Source organism: Pontiella desulfatans (genome assembly GCF_900890425.1).
Taxonomy (GTDB): domain Bacteria; phylum Verrucomicrobiota; class Kiritimatiellia; order Kiritimatiellales; family Pontiellaceae; genus Pontiella; species Pontiella desulfatans.
In genome coordinates this window covers 1066014-1085308 of sequence record NZ_CAAHFG010000002.1, presented here as the reverse complement: position 1 = coordinate 1085308, position 19295 = coordinate 1066014, and the positions used below count along the sequence as shown (strand labels likewise).

The 19295-nt window shown below is 58.2% G+C and carries 13 protein-coding genes; 3 read left to right on the top strand and 10 right to left on the bottom strand.

Annotated elements, in window-relative coordinates; translation table 11 throughout:
• The first annotated feature begins 147 nt into the window (after positions 1-147).
• Together moaC and E9954_RS19970 are read left to right on the top strand one after the other, a co-directional pair.
• Positions 148-606 carry a cyclic pyranopterin monophosphate synthase MoaC gene (gene moaC, locus E9954_RS19975; RefSeq protein ID WP_136081039.1) on the top strand — a complete coding sequence of 153 codons (459 nt, stop codon included), beginning with the start codon at positions 148-150 and terminating at the stop codon, positions 604-606.
• A 106-nt stretch (positions 607-712) separates the two neighbouring features.
• Complete coding sequence (locus tag E9954_RS19970) at positions 713-1645, top strand: MOSC domain-containing protein (RefSeq protein WP_136081038.1); 933 nt, start codon at positions 713-715, stop codon at positions 1643-1645.
• Positions 1646-1674: 29 nt separating this feature from the next.
• Here the strand turns inward: E9954_RS19970 and E9954_RS19965 are convergent, their stop codons facing one another.
• The 5 genes from E9954_RS19965 to aldA all read right to left on the bottom strand — a co-directional run bounded on the left by E9954_RS19965 (position 1675) and on the right by aldA (position 7507).
• On the bottom strand, positions 1675-2808 hold the full coding sequence (locus tag E9954_RS19965; protein ID WP_136081037.1) for an AraC family transcriptional regulator: 1134 nt from the start codon (positions 2806-2808) through the stop codon (positions 1675-1677).
• Between the two features lie 49 nt (positions 2809-2857).
• Entirely contained in the window at positions 2858-3658 is an 801-nt protein-coding gene (locus E9954_RS19960) for a gluconate 5-dehydrogenase (protein ID WP_136081036.1), read from the bottom strand.
• Between the two features lie 121 nt (positions 3659-3779).
• Positions 3780-4799 carry a zinc-dependent alcohol dehydrogenase gene (locus tag E9954_RS19955; RefSeq protein ID WP_136081035.1) on the bottom strand — a complete coding sequence of 340 codons (1020 nt, stop codon included), beginning with the start codon at positions 4797-4799 and terminating at the stop codon, positions 3780-3782.
• Between the two features lie 87 nt (positions 4800-4886).
• Positions 4887-5975 carry a mandelate racemase/muconate lactonizing enzyme family protein gene (locus tag E9954_RS19950; RefSeq protein ID WP_136081034.1) on the bottom strand — a complete coding sequence of 363 codons (1089 nt, stop codon included), beginning with the start codon at positions 5973-5975 and terminating at the stop codon, positions 4887-4889.
• 89 nt (positions 5976-6064) lie between these two features.
• Positions 6065-7507: an aldehyde dehydrogenase gene (gene aldA, locus E9954_RS19945; protein WP_136081033.1), complete on the bottom strand. Its 1443-nt coding sequence runs from the start codon at positions 7505-7507 to the stop codon at positions 6065-6067.
• A 259-nt stretch (positions 7508-7766) separates the two neighbouring features.
• Here aldA and E9954_RS19940 point away from each other — a divergent pair, with 259 nt between their 5' ends.
• Positions 7767-9809 (top strand): alpha-amylase family protein, encoded by a 2043-nt coding sequence (locus E9954_RS19940; protein WP_136081032.1) that lies wholly within the window; start codon positions 7767-7769, stop codon positions 9807-9809.
• Between the two features lie 101 nt (positions 9810-9910).
• Here the strand turns inward: E9954_RS19940 and gnpA are convergent, their stop codons facing one another.
• The 5 genes from gnpA to E9954_RS19915 form a co-directional block, all read right to left on the bottom strand.
• Positions 9911-12094 carry a 1,3-beta-galactosyl-N-acetylhexosamine phosphorylase gene (gnpA, locus tag E9954_RS19935; RefSeq protein WP_168442432.1) on the bottom strand — a complete coding sequence of 728 codons (2184 nt, stop codon included), beginning with the start codon at positions 12092-12094 and terminating at the stop codon, positions 9911-9913.
• Positions 12095-12104: 10 nt separating this feature from the next.
• Complete coding sequence (locus tag E9954_RS19930) at positions 12105-13199, bottom strand: glycoside hydrolase family 43 protein (RefSeq protein WP_136081030.1); 1095 nt, start codon at positions 13197-13199, stop codon at positions 12105-12107.
• Positions 13200-13216: 17 nt separating this feature from the next.
• Complete coding sequence (locus tag E9954_RS19925) at positions 13217-15397, bottom strand: MFS transporter (protein ID WP_168442431.1); 2181 nt, start codon at positions 15395-15397, stop codon at positions 13217-13219.
• 120 nt (positions 15398-15517) lie between these two features.
• Positions 15518-17536, bottom strand: coding sequence for a beta-galactosidase (locus E9954_RS19920; protein WP_136081028.1), 2019 nt, complete (start codon positions 17534-17536; stop codon positions 15518-15520).
• Positions 17537-17575: 39 nt separating this feature from the next.
• Positions 17576-19237 carry a sulfatase family protein gene (locus tag E9954_RS19915; RefSeq protein ID WP_168442430.1) on the bottom strand — a complete coding sequence of 554 codons (1662 nt, stop codon included), beginning with the start codon at positions 19235-19237 and terminating at the stop codon, positions 17576-17578.
• Positions 19238-19295 lie beyond the last annotated feature (58 nt).

The window sequence follows — 19295 nt, the reverse complement described above, 5'->3', positions numbered from 1 at the left end:
TATCGGCCTTGCAGCAGAGGAGTTAAGCAAAATCATTAAATGCAAAATGAGAAACATGCACGGCGCCATATCGTAGCCAACATTTTGCATTTAATGATTTTGCCAAACACAACAGGATAAAAAGCAAAACACGAGGAATAACCACCCATGAACGAACTCACCCACATTGGAAACGACAACCGCCCGGCCATGGTCGATGTTGGCGACAAGGCGATCTCGCACCGCATGGCGAAGGCCAAGGGCTTCATTAAACTCGAGCCGGCCACCCTCGAACTGATCGGCAATAACGCCCTGAAAAAAGGCAACGTCCTGATCACCGCCGAGTTGGCCGGCACGCAGGCCGCCAAGAAAACCTTCGACCTGATTCCACTCTGCCACACCCTGCTCCTCTCCAAGGTGCAAGTGAAGGCCGAGCTGAAGGAAGACGGCGCGGAGGTCGTCAGCGAAGTCAAGTGCACCGGACAGACCGGCGTCGAGATGGAAGCCCTGACGGCGGTCAGCGTCGCCCTGCTCACCATCTACGACATGTGCAAGGCCGTCGACAAAAACATGGAGCTCGGCCGCATCACCCTGATCGAAAAAAAGAAAGAGACGGTAACGGAATAATGGCCACGAAGAGGCACAAAAAACACAAAGACCAGATCCTTCGGAGTCCTCGTGCTTCTTGTGCCTCTTTGTGGCTACCCCCTCACGAAAGAGAAGGAGTGCGCTAATGGGCATCGAAATCGTATCGGTTAATGTTTCCAAGGAAAAAGGGACGGTGAAGAGGCCGGTTCCCTCGATCACGTTCAATGAACACGGCATTGCCGGGGATGCGCATGCCGGGAGCTGGCACCGGCAGGTCAGCCTGCTGGCGAAGGAAAGCATCGACCAGTTTGCGGCGGCCGAAACCGACCGCACCTTTTCCCCGGGCGAGTTCGCGGAAAACATTACCACGCGCGGCATCGACCTGACCCACGTCAACCTGCTCGACCGGTTCAAGATTGGCGCGGCGGAACTGGAAGTCACGCAGATCGGCAAGAAGTGCCATGGCGATGGCTGCGCCATTTTTATGGAAGTCGGCAAATGCGTCATGCCCAAGGAAGGCCTCTTTTGCCGCGTCGTCAACGGCGGCTCGGCCAAGGCCGGCGACGCGATGGAGCACATCCCACACACCCTCGACGTCCGCATCATCACGCTGAGCGACCGCGCCTACAACGGGGAATACGAAGACCTGAGCGGGCCGCAGATCAAGACCGATCTCGAAGCGCACTTTGACGGCAAGCCCTGGAACCTCGAATGCTCGGTCTCGCTCATTCCGGACGATGCCGATGCGCTGAAGGCAATCCTCGGCGAAGCCGTCGCGGGGGGAGCCGATATCATCTTCACGACCGGCGGCACCGGCCTTGGTCCGCGCGACATCACCCCCGACGTGGTTGCCCCCCTGCTGGAAAAAGAGCTGCCGGGCGTGATGGAATTCATCCGGGTGAAATATGGCGACAGGATTCCGTCGGCCCTGCTCAGCCGCTCGGTGGCCGGCACCATTGGCCAAACCCAGGTCTACACCCTGCCCGGCAGCGTCAAGGCCGTGAAGGAATATGTTTTTGAAATCCTCCGCACACTCGAACACGCCGTCTTCATGATCCACGGCATCAACGCCCATTAGGAACCGTTCACGCCGGCCGGCGCCTGCGTCTAGTTGTTTGCGAAGCGGTATTCCTTGCGGTAGGCGGAAGGGGTCTTGCCGGTTTCGCGGCGGAAGGCGGCGTTGAAGCGCTCGCGGCTACTGTAGCCGCACGCCTCGGCCAGCACCTCGACGAGCATGTCGGACTCGCGCAGCAGCTTGCAGGCGCGCTCGATCCGCGAGCGGCGGATCTCCTCGTGCAGCGTGCGCCCCACCTCGGTCTTGAACCGTTTCTCCAGCACGCGCCGGTTGCAGAACAGCGCGTCGGTCACCTCGCCCACCGTGATCGGCCTTGAGGCGTTGGCGCGAATGAAGCGGAGCGATTTGGCCACGAGTTCATCGCCAATTTCCAGGATGTCGGTCGATTGCCGTTCAACGATCCGCTCCGGCGCCACCATGATGGGCTCGGAGGGGATTTCGCCATGCTGGATCAGGCTATCGAGCAGCGACGCGGCCTGGTAGCCGACGCGTTCGGCCCCCAGCTCGACACTGGTCATGGTTGGCTTCACCATTTCGCAGATGAACGGGCTGTTGTCGCAGCCCATAACGGCAACATCTTCCGGCACGCGCAGGCCGTGGTCCTCGCAGGCCTCGATCACCATGCGGCCCAGAAAATCCTCGGCGGCGAACACGCCCACCGTTTCGCCCTTCTCGACCTGGAGAATCTGATCCAGCTTCTGGATCTCCTTGTACGACTCAAGCACCGTGGCCCGGAACCCCCGCGCCTCCAGGCCCTCGATGAAGCCCTGGACCTTGAGGTTGCCGCTGGCCCCCTTGATCGACCAGGCCGTCGCCGCAAACCGGCGGACGCCTTTCTCGATCAAATATTCGGCGGCCAGTTTCCCGGTGGCCATGTTGTCCATCAGCACCGAGGCCACCGGCAGGTTGAGGTAGTCCGACTTAATGTTCACCGCCGGGATGCCCCTGCGCTGCAGGTCGGCAATGAGCTCGGGAGAAAGCCGGCCAATCACACCGGTGCCCTCCCAGCTCTTTAGATCGTGCAGCGAGATTTGCGGAATTCCGCGGCTCGTGAAAAAGCGCCACCCCTTCATGCCGCTATAGCGCGCCACCCCGCCGACAATACTGCGGTAGTAGTTGCTGTTATAGTCGATGCACAGGGCAATCTCTTTGGCGCGCTCTTTCATCCGAATAAAGAGTAGAGGGGCGCTCGGCGAGCGCCCCTCCAGGAGTAGATTACACTACGTTTTCGCCCTTCACGTAGCCAAAGTTGGCCGTGATGCCGCCATCCACGTAGAGCACGTGGCCGTTGACGAACTGGCTGGCCTTGGAGGCCAGGAAGAGCGCGGCGTTGCCGACATCTTCCGGCTCGCCCCAGCGGTCGGCCGGCGTGCGGGTCATGACGAGGTCGTTGAACGGATGGCCGCCTTCGCGGATCGGCGCGGTTTGCGCGGTGGCGATGTAGCCCGGGCCGATGCCGTTGACCTGCACGTTGTACTTCGCCCACTCGCAGCACATGTTGGCCGTCAGCATTTTCAGGCCACCCTTGGCGGAGGCATAGGCGGAAACCGAGTTGCGGCCATAGCGGCTCATCATCGAACACATGTTGATGATCTTGCCTTCGCGCTTCTTGATCATGTTCGGCGCGCAGCGCTTGCCCACGATGAAGGGAGCGATCAGGTCGACATCGATCACCTGCTCGAAATCCGAAACCGGCATGTCGAGGATCGGCACGCGCTTGATGATGCCCGCGTTGTTCACGAGGATGTCGATCTCGCCGACGTCCGCCTCGATCTTGGAAATGCCGGCATCCACGTCCGCTTCATCGGTCACATTGAAAACCAGCGTATACACATCGAGCCCCGCCGCAGCATATTCCTTCTTGGCGGATTCAAGCTTGGCTTCGTCGATGTCGTTCACGCACACCTTCGCGCCCGCCTGGCCGAGTACCATGCCGACCGCCATGCCGATGCCATGAGTTCCGCCGGTAACCAGCGCCACTTTTCCTTCTAGGTTGAACAGATCCATTACACCCATTTTATTTCTCCTGTTAGTTATTTAACGAGTAATTCGCAATGCGTAATTGCACCGACGAACCATTCTTTCAAAATTTACGCATTACGCATTACGCATTACGCATTACGCATTACGCATTACGCTAGCTACACTTAATCAAGCTTTTCATCGCCGTGGCGTTGCCATCCAATGCCTGGAACGCCTTGGTGATGTCTTCAAGTTCCTGAATGTCGGTGATGAGCGTTTCGCAGTCGATCGCGCCGGAAACAATCAGTTCGATCGCCTTTTCATAGTCGGCCGCTTCGTAGACCCGCGCGCCGAGCAACTGCAGCTCGCGCCAGAAAAACTTGAACAGGTCAACCTCCGGCTTGCGGCCCCCGATGATGCCCACCATCACAATACGCCCGCGCACGGCGGCGGCTTCGGTCATCGTGTCGACGCCCGGCTGCGTGGCCGAAACCTCGAATACCACTTCCGCGCCCTTGTCGCCGGTCATTTTCCAGACCTCCTCCGCCACGTTGACCTTCATGGCGTTGAGCGTCTTGAAGCCCAGCTTTTCGGCGATGCCCAAGCGGTATTCGCTCACTTCGGAGACGACGACATTGCCGCCCGCCTGCTTGGCCACCATGGCCACGAGCAACCCGATGGGGCCGCCGCCAATCACCAGCACGTCTTCGCCCGGCTGGATGTTGGCGCGCGCCACGTCGTGGCACGCCACGGCGGTCGGTTCGATCAGCGCGGCAAAGTCGAGCCGCATGTCGGCCGGCACCTTGTGCAGGGTATTGGCCGGCAGCGTCCAGGCCTGCTGGAACGCGCCTTCGGTATCGAGACCGAGGAACTTTAGTTTTTGGCAAACGTGTGTGTAGCCCTTTTTACAGGCCGGGCATTCGCCGCAGCTGGCCAACGGGCGGATCACCACCTGGTCGCCGACTTCGAAGCCCTCCACCCCCTCGCCGAGGGCATCGACGATGCCCGAACATTCGTGGCCCACCACGCGGTTGGTTGTCACGCGCGCATCCATGGCGCCGTGGTAGACATGCAGGTCGGTGCCGCAGATGCCGCAATAGGCAATCTTGACCCGGGCTTCGCCCGCTTGCGGTTCCTTCGGTTGATCCTCGCGGATCGTGAAACTCTGATCTCCGGTATAGTATGCTGCTTTCATGATTTTCCCTGTTATTGGTTATCCGTTATTCGTTATTAGGCCGTTTGCAGTTCCCGACAACCCATAACCGGGAACTGACAACCGCCTTCAAACCTCATAGGGTTTGAGGGCATTCCAGTCGAACTCGACGCCGGTGCCCGGCGTGTCCGGCGCGATGGCGCGATGGTTTTCGACCACCAGCGGACGCTTGGTGTATTCATCGATCGGGAAGCTGTGCACCTCGATCCACCCCGCGTTCGGCCGCGCCGAAACCAGGCTGACGTGCAGCTCCTGCATACCGTGCGAACAGACCGGAATGTTATGTTTTTCCGAAAGTTCCGCCGCCGCCAGCCAGCCGCTCACGCCGCCGCAGTTGGAGGCATCGGGCTGGATGAACGAAAGCTTGGCCTGGTCGAACGCATAGCCAAACTCGTGGATGGTGTGCAGGTTTTCGCCCATCGCCAGCGGCATGCCGGTGGCGTCGGCAATCCTGGCATACCCGGCATAGTCGTCCGGGATGGTCGGCTCCTCGAACCAGGTGATGTCGTATGGCGCGAACCGCTTCGCCGCTTCGATCGCCTTCTCGACGCTCATCGAATAGTTGGCATCGACCATGAAGGTGATGTCGGGGCCGATCAGCTCGCGGACGGCGGCAATGCGTTCGATATCCTCGTCGAGGTTTTCGCGGCCGATCTTAATCTTCACGCCATCAAACCCGGCGGCTAGATAGCCGCGGATGTTGTTGAGCAGTTTTTCGAGCGGGAACATGAGGTCGATGCCGCCGCAATAGGCGCGGCAGCTGCTGTCCGCGCCGCCCGCCATTTTCCAGAGCGGCTCGCCGGACTGCTTGCCCTTGATGTCCCACAGCGCTATGTCGATGGCGGAAATGGCGAACGAGGCAATGCCGCCGCGACCGACATAGTGGATGTGCCATTCCATGAAATCGTAGATTTCGGCAATGGCCGTTCCGTCCTTGCCCACGAGTACCGGCGCGAGGTCGTGCTCGATCATGGCCTTGATGGCATGGCCGCCCTTGCCGCCGGTATAGGTGTAGCCGGTGCCCTGGCTACCGTCTTCGAGCGTGACGGTTGCCGTGACCAGCTCGAAATAGTGGTGGTCGCCATGCTTGGCGTCCGACAGCACCTCGGCCAGCGGAACCTCGAACAGCCGGGTGGCGATGGTTTTGATTTTGCTCATGACTCTTTTGAACCACGAAAAACACGAAATACACTAAATCTCCCTTCATCCGGATTTTCGTGTATTTCGTGTATTTCGTGGTGCCTTTCTTAGTTGTAGTTCACGTAGAACGTTTTCTTTTCCAGGTATTGGCTGAGGCCGTGGCGGCCATCCTCCCCGCCGGTTCCGCTCATTTTGAATCCGTTGTGGAAGCCCTGGTGCTGCTCGCCATGGCCGCGGTTGATGTATATTTCGCCGCAATCGAGTTCATCGGTCAGGCGCATCACGGTCTTCATGTCTTCGGTGAAGACCATCGCCGCCAACCCATATTCGCAGTCGTTGGCGAATTCGATCGCCTGCTCGGTGGAGCTGAACTTGATCACCGGCAGAATGGGGCCGAATATTTCCTTGTGCACAAGGGTCATCCCCTGCGTCACGTCGGTAAAGATGGTCGGCTCGAACCAGAACCCCTTCTGGAACAGTTCGCCTTCCGGCACCTTGCCGCCGCAGAGCAGCGTGGCGCCTTCTTCGAGGGTGGTCTGCACCAGGTCCTTCATGTTTTGCAGCTCGCGCGCATTCATCTTCGGCCCCAGGTCGGATGCGGGATCCATCGGGTCGCCCACCTTCAGCGCCTTCACCATCGGCATGAAGATGGCCATGAATTCGTCGTAGACCTTTTCGTGGACATACAGACGCTCGTTGCAGGTGCAAACCTGCCCGCAGTTATCGAACCGCGAATGCAGCGCCGCCTTGGCGGCGGCTTCCAGGTTGGCGTCTTCCAGCACCAGGAACGGCGCCTTGCCGCCGAGCTCCAACTGGACGTGCGCCAGGTTCTTGGCACTGTTTTCCACGATGGCCTGCCCAACCGGCGTGCTGCCGGTCATGGTGACCATCTTCGTGATGGGGTTTGCAACCAACGCACCGCCGACTTCCTTGCCCGGACCGGTGATAATGTTCAAGACGCCCTTCGGAATGCCGGCCTTGTTGGCCAGATCGCCGAGCTCCAGCGTGGCCAGCGGCGTGTCCGGCGGCGGCTTGACCACCATGGCGTTGCCGGCCACCAGCGCCGGGCCAATCTTACGCCCCGCCAGCGCCAGCGGAAAATTCCAGGCCGTGATGCCAACCACCACACCGCGTGGAATGGAGTGTATCCAAATATGTTCCTTTTCATTGTCCGATGGAACAATCGACCCCTCCAGCTGGCGCGCCCAGTCGCAGGCATAATCGATGAAGGATGCCGTAACATCCACCTCCATGCCCGCCACCCCGATCAGCTTGCCCTGCTCCCGCACCAGCAGCTCGGCCAGCCGTTCGCGATTCGCCCGAATCTCATTGGCAAATGCGCGCATGATCTCGGCCCGCTGGCGCGGCGGCTTGCGGCCCCACGCCTTCTGCGCCCGCTCGGCGGCTTCCAGCGCCAGCTGAACATCCACCTCGTCGCCATCCTGCACGGTGCCGATCTGCTCCTCTGTCGCGGGATTGATCACCGTATCGGTCTTGCCGGAATGCGAAACCATCCACTGGCCATCGATAAACTGCCTATACTCCTTCATCACAAATCCTCCGTCATTGATATCGCAACAAGCTACCGGCCTACCGACCGGTTGTATATGCGTATTATGCGCGCAATGTGAGATGTTTTGCGAATCAAAAACCCCAGCTATCGAGTGAGCCTTTAAGCCTGTTCGCAACCGCTCAAGGCTTTCCCCTGTTTTAGTGCGTCAGGAATCTCCAAGGTTCCACCATAGTTTATGTAGACTACCAGGCGGAAGACCTGACGATAGGGCGACCTCTTAATGGGCATATAAATTCATGTACTTCAAAACAGCACAACGACTCTCCTGGGTAGCCTTCATTGGTTTTTCCGGATTTTCACCCGCAGCTAAATCCATTACGACGGAGACCCTTCTGAAGCCGGTCGAAACCCTTTCCTTGGTAACCTGCTCCCCGCCGAGGGGAATCGAGTTCTCAAAAGAAGAAAACTCGACCTTCCGGATTTCGGGGAATCTACCGCAAAAAAGCGGCACGGTTGTGCTCCGGCCCGGAAACGGCACCTGGAATGCATCCGGGTTCAGCTACTTCCGGGTCGATATCGAGAACAGCGGTTCCGGCCTGGTTTGGATCAAGGGCCGCCTGGACAATAAAGGCGCACAGGACTGGCACAACAGCACACCGAGCGAGGCATTCATTATGCCCGGCGAGCGCGCCACCCTCGGCTTTCCCTTCCCCCGGGCGGCCGACGTAGACGACGCTCCTGAAATTTTCGATGGAATGTATGGGAAACCCAACGGCTACCGCTCCCACTGGAAACCGTTCGATCCGGCGAAAATCAGCGCCTGCCGTTTACAGATCCACTCCTCCACGCAAACCCTTTCACTGGACAACATCACCGTCAGCCTGGCGCAGCCCTATGGGGCCAAAGCCAACGCCGCCCTGATGGAACTCCCCTACCTCGATGCCTTCGGCCAGGTACGCCAGCTGGACTGGCCCGGAAAACTCCACCGTCTGGAAGACCTCGCAAAACGCAACGAAGTCGAACGCCAACGGCTGGAACTCGATTCGGGCCCGGCGGCATTCAACCCCTATGGCGGGTGGATCAACGGCCCCCAACGCAAAGCCACCGGGTTCTTCCGCACCGAAAAGGTCGATGGGAAATGGTGGCTGGTTGATCCGGACGGCAAGCTCTTCTTTTCCCACGGCGTCAACAGTGTCGGATTCGGGCAGTCCACCCCGGCGAGCGACCGGAAGGCGATGTTCGAGTCCATCCCGGCCATCGATGGCAAAGGCAGGATCCGGTTCATCGAGGCCAATCTCGAGCGCACCTTCGGCTCCGACTGGACTCGCCCGGCCGCCGACCGCCTGCATAAACGGATGCGCTCCTGGGGCCTGAATACGCTGGGCGCATGGGCCGATGCCGATCTCTCCCGCAGCAAACGAACCCCCTACACCGCGATGCTGCATTATGGCGGAACATGGAACCCGCTCGGCGAGGGCATTTCGGATCCCTATGCACCGGGCTTCCAGCACAAGCTAGAAAAAAAGCTCCGCTCTTTGGTCGATCCGGACGACTCCTTCTGCATCGGCGTCTTTATCGACAACGAAATCGCCTGGACCCATAAATTCGTGCGCGAAGCGTTCAAGATCGACTGGCTTCCCGCCCGCACGGCCTGCATTGAACGACTGCAAACAAACTATTCAACCATCGGAAAACTCAACGCGGCCTGGGGCACGGACTACACCGACTGGAACAACATCAAGGAAGTTCCCGCCCCGGGACAATCGGAACCGGCGGAGGCCGACATCCTCAACCTGCGCGGCATGATTGCCGAAGCCTACTACAAGACCTGCCGATCCGCCATGCGAGCGGCCTTGCCGAACCATCTCTACCTCGGTTCCCGCATGCACAACGTCCCCGCCGAAATCGTTGCCCAAGCCATCAAGCAGGTGGATGTGCTCAGCCTCAATAGTTATGAACCGCTCTCCGGCGCCAAGGTTCCCCAAGGCATCGACAAACCCTGCATCGATTCCGAATTCCACTTCGGCGCGCCCGACCGCGGCGTTCCCGGCGTTGGACTTTGGCCGGTTGCCGACCAGCTCCAGCGCAGCCGCGCCTATGCCGCCTATGTGGTCGCCGGCGTCCTCCATCCCAACGTGGTGGGCACGCACTGGTTTGCCTATTCCGACCAATCCGCCGCCGGGCGTCCCGGCGAAAACTTCCAGATCGGGTTCGTGGATGTCACCGACACCCCCTACCCCGAAATCACCGCTGCCAGCCGCATCCTCGCCGAGCACCTGTATACCTTCGGCACCGAAGACCACGACGTGCTGACCGTGCTCGAAAAGCTCTGGCGCTAATCCAAAACCTTCGTGGTAGCCGTGTAATCGTTTTTCCTCAAACCGAAAAAGGATCCACCGAAGTGGAACCCTTTTTCCTGTTTTCCAATGATTGGAAACGGTTAGATTTCGTTGCCTTCAAAGTCGAACCACGCGGATGCATTGGCATCGAGTTCGACCGTTTTTGCGCGACCTTCCCCATCCACAACCGTGGTGGTTTGCGGATCGTTGGAGTTGTTGATGACGATGTATTTCCCGGTTTCGGGATAGGCGGCGATCTCGGTTTCGATGTTCGAGGCGAACCAGCGTTTTTCCATTTCGCCTTCGCGGCCGGCGGCAAACCAGATGGCGCGTTGCAGCAGGCGGTTCTGCTCGGCGCCCAGTTCAAAGCCGGCGAGGTAGACGCCGCGGCCTTTACCGAAATCGTTGGCGGCGATGGTTACGCTACCCTCATCGTCCTTGGCGATGATCTGCGTCGATTCGATGCACGGATAGATGGTCTGCACATGTTTGCCGAGTGCCGGCTTCGTGGATGCGAGGTCGGCGGCGATGAAGTGCCCTTGCGCGATGTCGGTCGGGATGACCTTCTTGCAGTCGCCGGAGAGGCCATATTCCTTCTGCACGCCGAGAATGTCCCACAGCTGGTAGAAGGTGCCGCCGTTTTCGTGCGAGGTTGGGTCGAACACGCCAACCAAACCGCCGCCGCTGTCGACAAACTCGCGGATGGCGAAGACGACACGCGGATCCGTCCAGTTTTCGCCACCGCTCCAGGAGGTGCCCGCATAGCCATAGTTAATAATGACGTCGAACCGTTCCGGCACACCGCCGCGGATATCATCGAAGCAGATCCACTCCACATCGAACGGCTGGCCGGAGAGCGATTCGGTAATGCTGCCGAGCGGCCAGGTGACGTCGTAGCCCCAGGAGCGGTGAGCTCCCCAGGCGTTGAGAATCCCCACTTTGAGCGGCGCTTCAGCCGGCGTAAACTGCGAGTTTTCGCAGAGCGCGTAGTATTCCTTCGTCTGGTATTCGAGGTAATCGACAAAGTCGGGAAACTTGATCGCGAGGTCAAGATAGCCGCCATAGCCAATGCGGTGCACCAGCTTGCGGAGCATCGCACGGCGGATCCACATCCAGTATTTTTTGCAGTCGCGCACCGGGTCGCCGCCCTCCTTGAAGGTGGGCTCGCCCATGAGATCGACTTCAAAGAAGTAGGGATAGAGGCGCAGCTCTTTGAGCATCCCGCCCGGTACGTCGGCGACACGGCGCACTTCGCGGCCGTTGATGCAGGGGCCGATGATTCCGTCCATGCCGATTTCCTGGAATGCCGGTTTGTAGGGTTCCGTGCCAATCCAATGGTCGCAATAGAACATGACGGCCTTCTTGCCGGCGTCGTGCACCTGCTTCACACACTGCTTGGTGAATTCGACCATGAACTCGTGCACGAATTCGATCCAATCGAGATAGGCTTTCGTGGGTACGCGGTCGGTGGAGTTAAAGTAGCCGTTGTCAACAATGTCGTTCGGGCGCAGGCGGTAGCCCTTCTTTTCTTCGAACTCGTCCAGCGCCTGGGCCGACATGCAGTCGAGATAGCCATACCAGTCCTGATAGAGGGTTTCCGATTTCGGGTTGGTGATGATCGGGAACTGGTAGGCCATGGAAGTGAAGCGAACCCAGTCCGTGTTGGGATGGGTTTCGAGCCACTTAACGAGAAACTGATAAATATGTTCGCGCGTTTCCTTTTTCCGCGGGTCGATGCCGGACTGGTGCGGTTTGTCGCCCCAGTTGTTGGTGATGTGGTTGTACATCGAGGTGGTTTCCCATATCTGGTAGACGAGGAAGTTGACGCTGTAGACATTCCACTTGGCGCAGTTGCGCACGGTCACGACACCTTCGGCATAGTCCCAATCGGAAACGGGAACCACTTCTCCCGTGGTGCGGTTGACCACTTCCCAATATTTCTTGCAGTCGTTGATCTCATCGATGCGATACTGCTCTTTCGAGTAGCGCGCCATGATCTCGATCTCCATCGTATCGGCGCGTGCGGTCTGCGGCGTGGAGTAGAGAAACTTTTGCTGGTGGTCTTCCGGATGGGCGTTGTTCCACTCCTGGTCGGCGCGAATCAGGCAGAGGGTCGAATAGATGTCGTAGCCCAGTTCCGTAATGGACTCGGAAAGCTCCGTTCCATCGGAATCGCGGAAGGCATCCGCACCCCAGCGCTGGGCCAGATCCAATACCACATCATCCATCCCGGCCTGGGCCGGCAGGGTGAACCCCCCTTTTCCTGCATGAATTTTTTCTGACATATTTTTGCTCCTAAGCTTGTTTAAAAATGGATAGATCCCAGGCATCGTTCCAGTGGATGTTAAAACTGCGGTCTGCGTTAAATTCAATCGGTAGCCAGATATAACGTCCGTCAATGGCATTCTCCGGCCGCCAGATATCGAACAGGGCAATGAAGGCATCATCCATTCCCTGTACAGGAAGGACAAAGGTGCTCTGCCCCCCGAAGGTTTTATCCGGACCGAAGCCATTTTGCGGATTCACACCCCGGCAGGGATTTTCCCACTCATGCCACGGCCCCATGATGTTGTCTGCAATAGCGCAGCGCGCCGCGTTCGGGTCCCAGCTGGTGCAGCCGCTGGCAATGAGATAGTAGTAGCCGTCGCGCTTAAAAATGGCGGGCGCTTCCATATAGCGGTTTTCAAAAACACGGATAAAATTTCCTGCCGAGTGAAGGTAGTCATCGCTCAACTGCGAGATGTGCAGCGTGCTGTTTTCTTCCGATGAATAAATCTGATAAGCGGTTCCGTCGTCATCGACAAACAGGGTCATATCGCGTGCCATCTGGCCGCCTTCCAGATCGCGTGCAAAAACATTGCTCTTCGCCACATTGATGCGGGGCTGCGGCGTATCGCCGGTAAAGCCGCCGTCCACCAGGCCGGGCCGGTGCAGTTTTTCGCAATCGTTCCGGGGGTAGGCCCCGGCATTGGGACGGAATGAATGGCGATATTCAAATGGACCGGTCGGGCAATCCGCGACAGCAACGCCGCTGCCGGCATGGTCGTAACTACAGCCCTTTTTCTCCAGATGGAACCACATCACAAACTTTCCGGTCGACGTATTAAAAACCACCTTCGGCCGCTCGAGAATGCAGTCTTTTTCTATGTCATGCCCCGGCTCGTCGGAAACCGCGAGGGCGATCCCCTCATCTCTCCAGTTATACAGATCGGTCGAAGCATAGCAGTGGACGCCGACGTGTGCGCGGTTGCCGGCTTCCCCCTCAATCTTATGCTCCCCGTACCAGTAATAGGTTCCTTCGTGCAACAGAATGCCGCCGCCGTGGGCGTTGATTGCCATTCCATTGTTGTCGGGCCATTCCTTGCCCGGTTCAAATGTGTTTAGGTTCATTCCAAAAATCCCGATTCTTAATGATGACTACGCAGCTCTTCGAGCTTACGCCGGTTTTCCTCCGCCGTTTTCTTGTTGAGCGGATAGAAGCCCAGCAGGACAAAACAAAGCAGCGCCGGGCCGGCCGCGCCGATGCACATGGCCAGGCGCATGCGGAAAAAGGTCTGTTCGCTCTGCTGTCCGTCCGCGCGGTCGTTGTCCACCGCGGCAATCTTGAACGCGACACGCTCTTCGCCCGCCGGAATGGTTACTGTTTCCGGAATGGTCACCGTGGCGGCCATATCCTTTTTCTTCACCGAGCTGCAGAAGCCTTCCAGTGCCACCGTTGCAGCGCCTTCGGTCGTGCCGTAGCGCGTGAGCGTCGCGGACAGCTCGCCGCCGTTTTCGCTGATTTCATATCCATCCAATGTAATCGCCAGTGCCGGCCCGTCATCGTCGATCACCGAAACAGAGGAGCGCACCGGAACGCCCCCCTTGACCCAGGCCGTGATGGTTGTCGTCTGGACACCGCGCGCCTTGCCGTCGTTGATCGCTTCAACCGAAAATTCCACGCTGTTTTCACCGTCGGGAATGACAACCGACTGCGGCACTTCCGCAATCGCCTTCGGGCTGCTCTTCACCAAAACTTCCATCTCGCCGGAGGTTCCGGCGCGGGTGAGCACCGCTTTGCTTATTCCGTCGGTCTCGCTGATCTGCGCCTGCTTCAGTTCCAGGCTGAGCGTATTCTCAGCAACCACAGGCTCTTTTTCTTCAGCAGGCGCTTCTTCGACGGCAACAAAATCATCATCCGCAATGGCAAAATCGGCTTTGCACGCCGCATAGTTTTCCGCCTTGGCATTCACGCTCATCCAGCGGGTGGAGCCCCACTGCGGATCGAAACCGATGCCTTCCAGGAAAAGCCCGATCAAAACAAAGCTGAGGGCAAACGAGGCTTTCATGGCCCAACCATAGATCGCGCCGAACATGCCCTCGCGGCGGTGGCCGTTCTTCAGCTCATCGTCGTCGCAGACGTCCGCAATCAGCGACTGCCCCAGCACGCCGACCCCGATCCAGAACATGCCGCCGGTCAGTGGATCGAGCCAGATGAGGGATTTGCCGACCAGTGCCAGGGAGGCTCCTGCCTCGGGAAGGGTTTTCCACACCAGTTCGCCTTCGAAGCGACCGGGACGATAGACGAACCAGCGCATGACCGCATTCAGCACCATCATGCCGTAGATGAACATGAACCCATGGATCTTTGTCATTTTTCCGGTGAGCCAGACGATGATGGGAATACCGACAATGCCCACAACGGCATAGCCAACCGTCACGATCAGTTTCCACTGCGTACCGAGCGCCACGTCGCCGTCGGACAGATAGAAAATCAACAGATACCAATCCATGTTGGCGGCGAACACACCGGCAATAATGGTGAAAACGGCCAGCGAACACAAAATGGCAAAGGCCTTGTTCTGAAGCGTTGTCTTCGCCGACTGCCAGAAGGGATCCTTTTTCCCCTTGTGCTCCTTCACGTTCACGTCGTAGAGCCGTTCCCTGGCGAAGAAGGCCGGCAGCATGCCGAGCAGGATCATGCCGATTCCACCGTAGATGGCGGCGGAAATGCGGATGCCCTCCATCTTTTCCGGGTTGATCAGATCGCCGGTATCGGAATAGCCGTATTTCCAGGCAATGAAGGTGAGCGAAAGCGGGATCAACCCCATGTAGGTCATTTCCGACAGGCGGTTCCAGAAGGTGACGAATCCCTGCACGGCGGTGCGCTCGTCATAGTCCGGGGTCATTTCGTAGGTCAGCGCGATGAACGGCACCGAGAAGATGGTGTATGAGGTATAGAAGAGCAAACTGGTGGTGAGGAACCAGGCCAGCTTGCCGGCATCGCTCCACCCCATCGGAATCAGCCAGATGCTTGCAAAGCTCAGGCCCATCAGGATCGCGCCGAGGAAGATGAATGGGCGGCGGCGGCCATACTTTGATTTAAAATTGTCGGAAATGTTCCCCATGATCGGATCGGTAAGCGCATCCCATAGCAGCGGAATGGCCAGCACCACCCCGACCCAAAAAGCATTGATCCCAAGAATCATGTTCAGCACAGCCTGCCCGGTGGTGCGGACACTCTGATTACCGAGCCCCACGGTAAAGCCGCCGGTACCGACCGAAAACTTTTCCTTAAAGCTCAGCTTGCCTTCTTTTTTTTCACTCATGCTATTTGCCTTCATCATGTTTATTCACCACGAAAGAACGCAGGGAACTCAAAGAAAACCACCGAGCCATCCCTGCAATAGTTTTTGCGTTCTCTGCGATCCTTTGCGGTTAAAATACATTCATTCGTTCAGGTTATCGTAAAGGTTCCTGCCTGCGTCCGCTGCCGCGCGGATCAGGTCTTCGTTCGGTAGATCCGCAATATCGAAGAAACCGACATCATAGTTTTCTCCGTCGTAGCGGCCGGCCGCATTCTGGTCGCGCCACTGGAACCAGTGCGCGCCGATGATCTGCGGATGGTTGACCGCCTCGGCCACGAACGCCCTGTAGAGCCGCCCCTGCTGCACGGCATCCTGCGCGCTGCGTAGTCCGCAACCGAGATTATTGCCAGAAACGTTGGCATAGTGGAATTCGGAAATCAGCACCGGCTTGCCCGCACCGCCGAAGTGCCCGGCGTTCGGTTTGTAGGAATAAATATTGGCGCTGAGGACGTCCACATGCTTCGCCGCCGCGCGAATGACCGGCTGACTGCCGGAATTCATGCGGCTTCCCAGATAGAGAATGTTCGGCGAGTGCCGCTGAAGCTCGTCCTTCACCATCCCGAAAAAGGCATCGGCCATCAGGAACGCGAGCTCGTCGCAATCCTTGGGGTTCGCGTTGTTGAATGCGGCCTTGTTGTTCACGCCCAGCAAATCCTCCAGCGATTGGAAGCTGGTTTTCCAGGCGGCATTGAACGCAGCGACCGTCCCATATTTTTCTTCCAGCCATTGGGCAAAGACCTTCTTCACTTCCGTGCCCTCCTCATTGTGGCTGAAGATGCCGGCCACCATGTGCCTCGCATTATTGTTCCAGTGCAGCTCGTTGTTCACGAATGCGCCCAGGCACCACGGATCGTTTTTGAAATCGACCGGGTATTCCTTGATCGCCTTGCGCAGCCCGTCGCGCGTTTCGGGGTTGAATGGATCGGGAAGTTTTTCGGCGGCGAAGGCATATTCATAGTGGAGCATCACGGTGTAGGGAACCTGCTTCTTCCGGGCAAGGGCGTTGTCCGACCACGCGCCGATCGTGTTGATGCCGCAATATTTCATCCGCGCAAGGTCTTGACTGATCTGCCGATCCTCCCAGCCTGCGCCGTATTTACGAAACAGGTTTGCACGGGTGAAGTCGTAGTGCGGAACCTTTTCGCGCAGCTGATAGTTGTCCTCCACATCGATGAGCGTGTGGAATTTTCCATAAACGGGATCATCTTTCGCGGGGAGTTGGCCAAAGACCGCCAGATTGCGTTCCGTGGGCGTCTGGCCGGAATACTCGACCCCCATGCAGTTGGCGCCGGCCGACCAGAACAGATACCCTTCGGGATCGACGAACCACCAGCGGCCCCCATGCTGTTGCGTGCGGAAAAACCCCGTTGCCTCAAACCGCTCTCCGCCTTTCCAGCCCCCGTATTTCGAAAATCCTGCTGGAACCCCCAGCGCCGCCATCAGTTTTTCTTCCACTTCGATCCCGGCCTTGAGTTGCTCTTCGGAGGCAACCTTGTCCGGCCACTCCTTCAACGCATATTGCCCGAACCCGTCGAGGATCGGGAAAACCCCCAACTTCGATTCGTCCATGCTTTGCAGAGCAAACATGGTACCGAGTTCGAAGGCGTGTTCACCCATCGATGCACAGGTGATCTTCAGGCTCTTCACGTTTTTCGGATCAATCGTATGCCAATGGCGGAAGTTGCCGTTCGGCTTCCCCGACATCCGCAGATAGGCAGGATCCGTGCCGGCATAGTCCGCGTCGCGGCGCAGCGCGATGCCCAGCGGAATGGATTCGCCCGGTTTGATGATCGTGCGCCCCTGCGACGAGTTCGACCAATCGGTCGCCCCGTCGTTGCAAAGCATCGTATCGAGCACCAGCTCGGTGGAGCCGGTATTCTTCAGCTCCACCCCCAGCACGCTGATGCGCGCCATGTCCCACTCGCTTCCAACCTTTGGAACGAGCGTCATTGCAAACCCATCCTTTGCCGTCACGGCATAGCCGGGTTCCAGCGACTGGAACACCGCGCCTTTGTGCCAGCCGATTTTGTATGGAATCGATGCGTGCACGATCGTCGCGCTGAACAGCAAACAGATTGAAAGTGAAATTTTTACAAGCATTCCAAATAACTCCAAAAAAAGACGGCGTAGAGCATCGTACTACGGGTTCATGATGGCTTTCCATTTAGCGGTTTCCCAACGTACGGGCTTGGGATAGGCGGCGGATTCGCGCTTCCAGATGGATTTTAGTTGCCCGGCCTTTTCGGGCATGGCATCGATCAGGTTGTTCCGTTCGCCGGGATCGGCGCGATAGTCGTAAAGCTCATAGTGCGCCGGGATTCCGTCCACCGCATCCTTGTAAAGGTTGGAAACGGTCTCCGACACAAAGCGGAGCACATAGCGATCGTCGGCCACGATGTAGCCCGACGGTGCCTTTTCGCGCGATTCGTTGTGTTCGAAAAACGAGGTGGCGCCGTTGAACGCCCAGACCCGCGCATGGATGCCGCCGATCGCCAGATGGTCGCGCACCCGCGCTTCGCTGTTTTCGAGAATCTGCGGCAGCAGCGACTTTCCGTCGATTTCCGGAGGCACCATTCCTCCAGCGGCATCGATGATCGTCGGCAGGATGTCGAGCGTGGAAACCAGTTGTTCCTTTCCAAGCGGCTGGTTGATTTTGACCGGCCAGTGGAAGAAGAGCGGTACGCGGAATCCGCCGAGATGCATCATGCCCTTGTGCCCAACATACGGCGCGTTGCCCGGCAGGCAGGATTTTCCGCCCACTGCCCCGCCGTTGTCGGAGGTGAAAACCAGCAGGGTGTTTTCGGCGACACCCTTTTCTTCCAACCATTGGAAAATCCGCCGGACGTTTTCATCCACACCGAAAACATGAGCATAAAAATTATTGAGCGTTTTGGAACCGGAATCAAAGCGGTCGTAGTATTTAGCGGGAGCTTTCGGATCGAGCGGGCTGTGGACGGCGTGGTAGTGCAGTTGGACATAGAACGGTTTCTTTTCGCCCAGACTCTTTTCCATGAACGCCAGTGCCTTGTCGGTGAAGACATCGGTGTTGTAGTCCTGGATGACGCCCGCATGCCGGAACCCTTCCCATACATTGTTGGCCTTGTAGAACGGGCACTCCCACTGGTTGTAGCCAAAATAATAATCGAAGCCGTTGTTCAACGCGTGGTCCTTAGGCGCGGTGGAACCCTCGTAGCCGTCGCGCTTCAACTCCTGATGAATGCTCCAGTATTTCCCCATTGTCCAGTAGGTATACTGCTCAGGGTTTGGAACCTTGTGCTTTTCAAGGTAGCGATGCACCATGGCCTTGTCGTGCGAGCCGACATGCCACTTGCCGATGTGCGCGGTGGCGTAGCCCAGCTCCTGCAGTTTTTCCGCGAGGTGCGAGTTTGGTTTCAGGCCGTGCGCCTCGGTGTCGATATTGCGATAGATGCCCCAACGGTTCTGCAGCACCCCCGTGGACACGCCGATGCGCGACGGCGCGCAAAGATTACTGCAGGCAAAGGCGTTGTTGAACCTCACGCCTCCGTCGGCCATGCGGCTGAGGGTCGGCGTCGCCTTTTTCATGAGGCGCATCGCCTCGTCCAGCGAATAATCGGCCTGCTCCTCCACATGCGCCAGCAGCTTCGGATCGCAATCCTCCGCTGAAAGCCCGCGCCCAAACGCCTCGACCTGGGCATAGCCCAAATCGTCCAACATCACAAAAACCACGTTGGGCCTGGCCGCACCGACCGCGGCCGCCCCAACCAGGAAGGCCCAAATACCGACCGCCGAATTCCAATACAATTTTTTATTTATCACCATGGCAATGTACCGGATGCACGGTCTCCCGGGCAAAACCGTCCTCATATGAATAACTGGG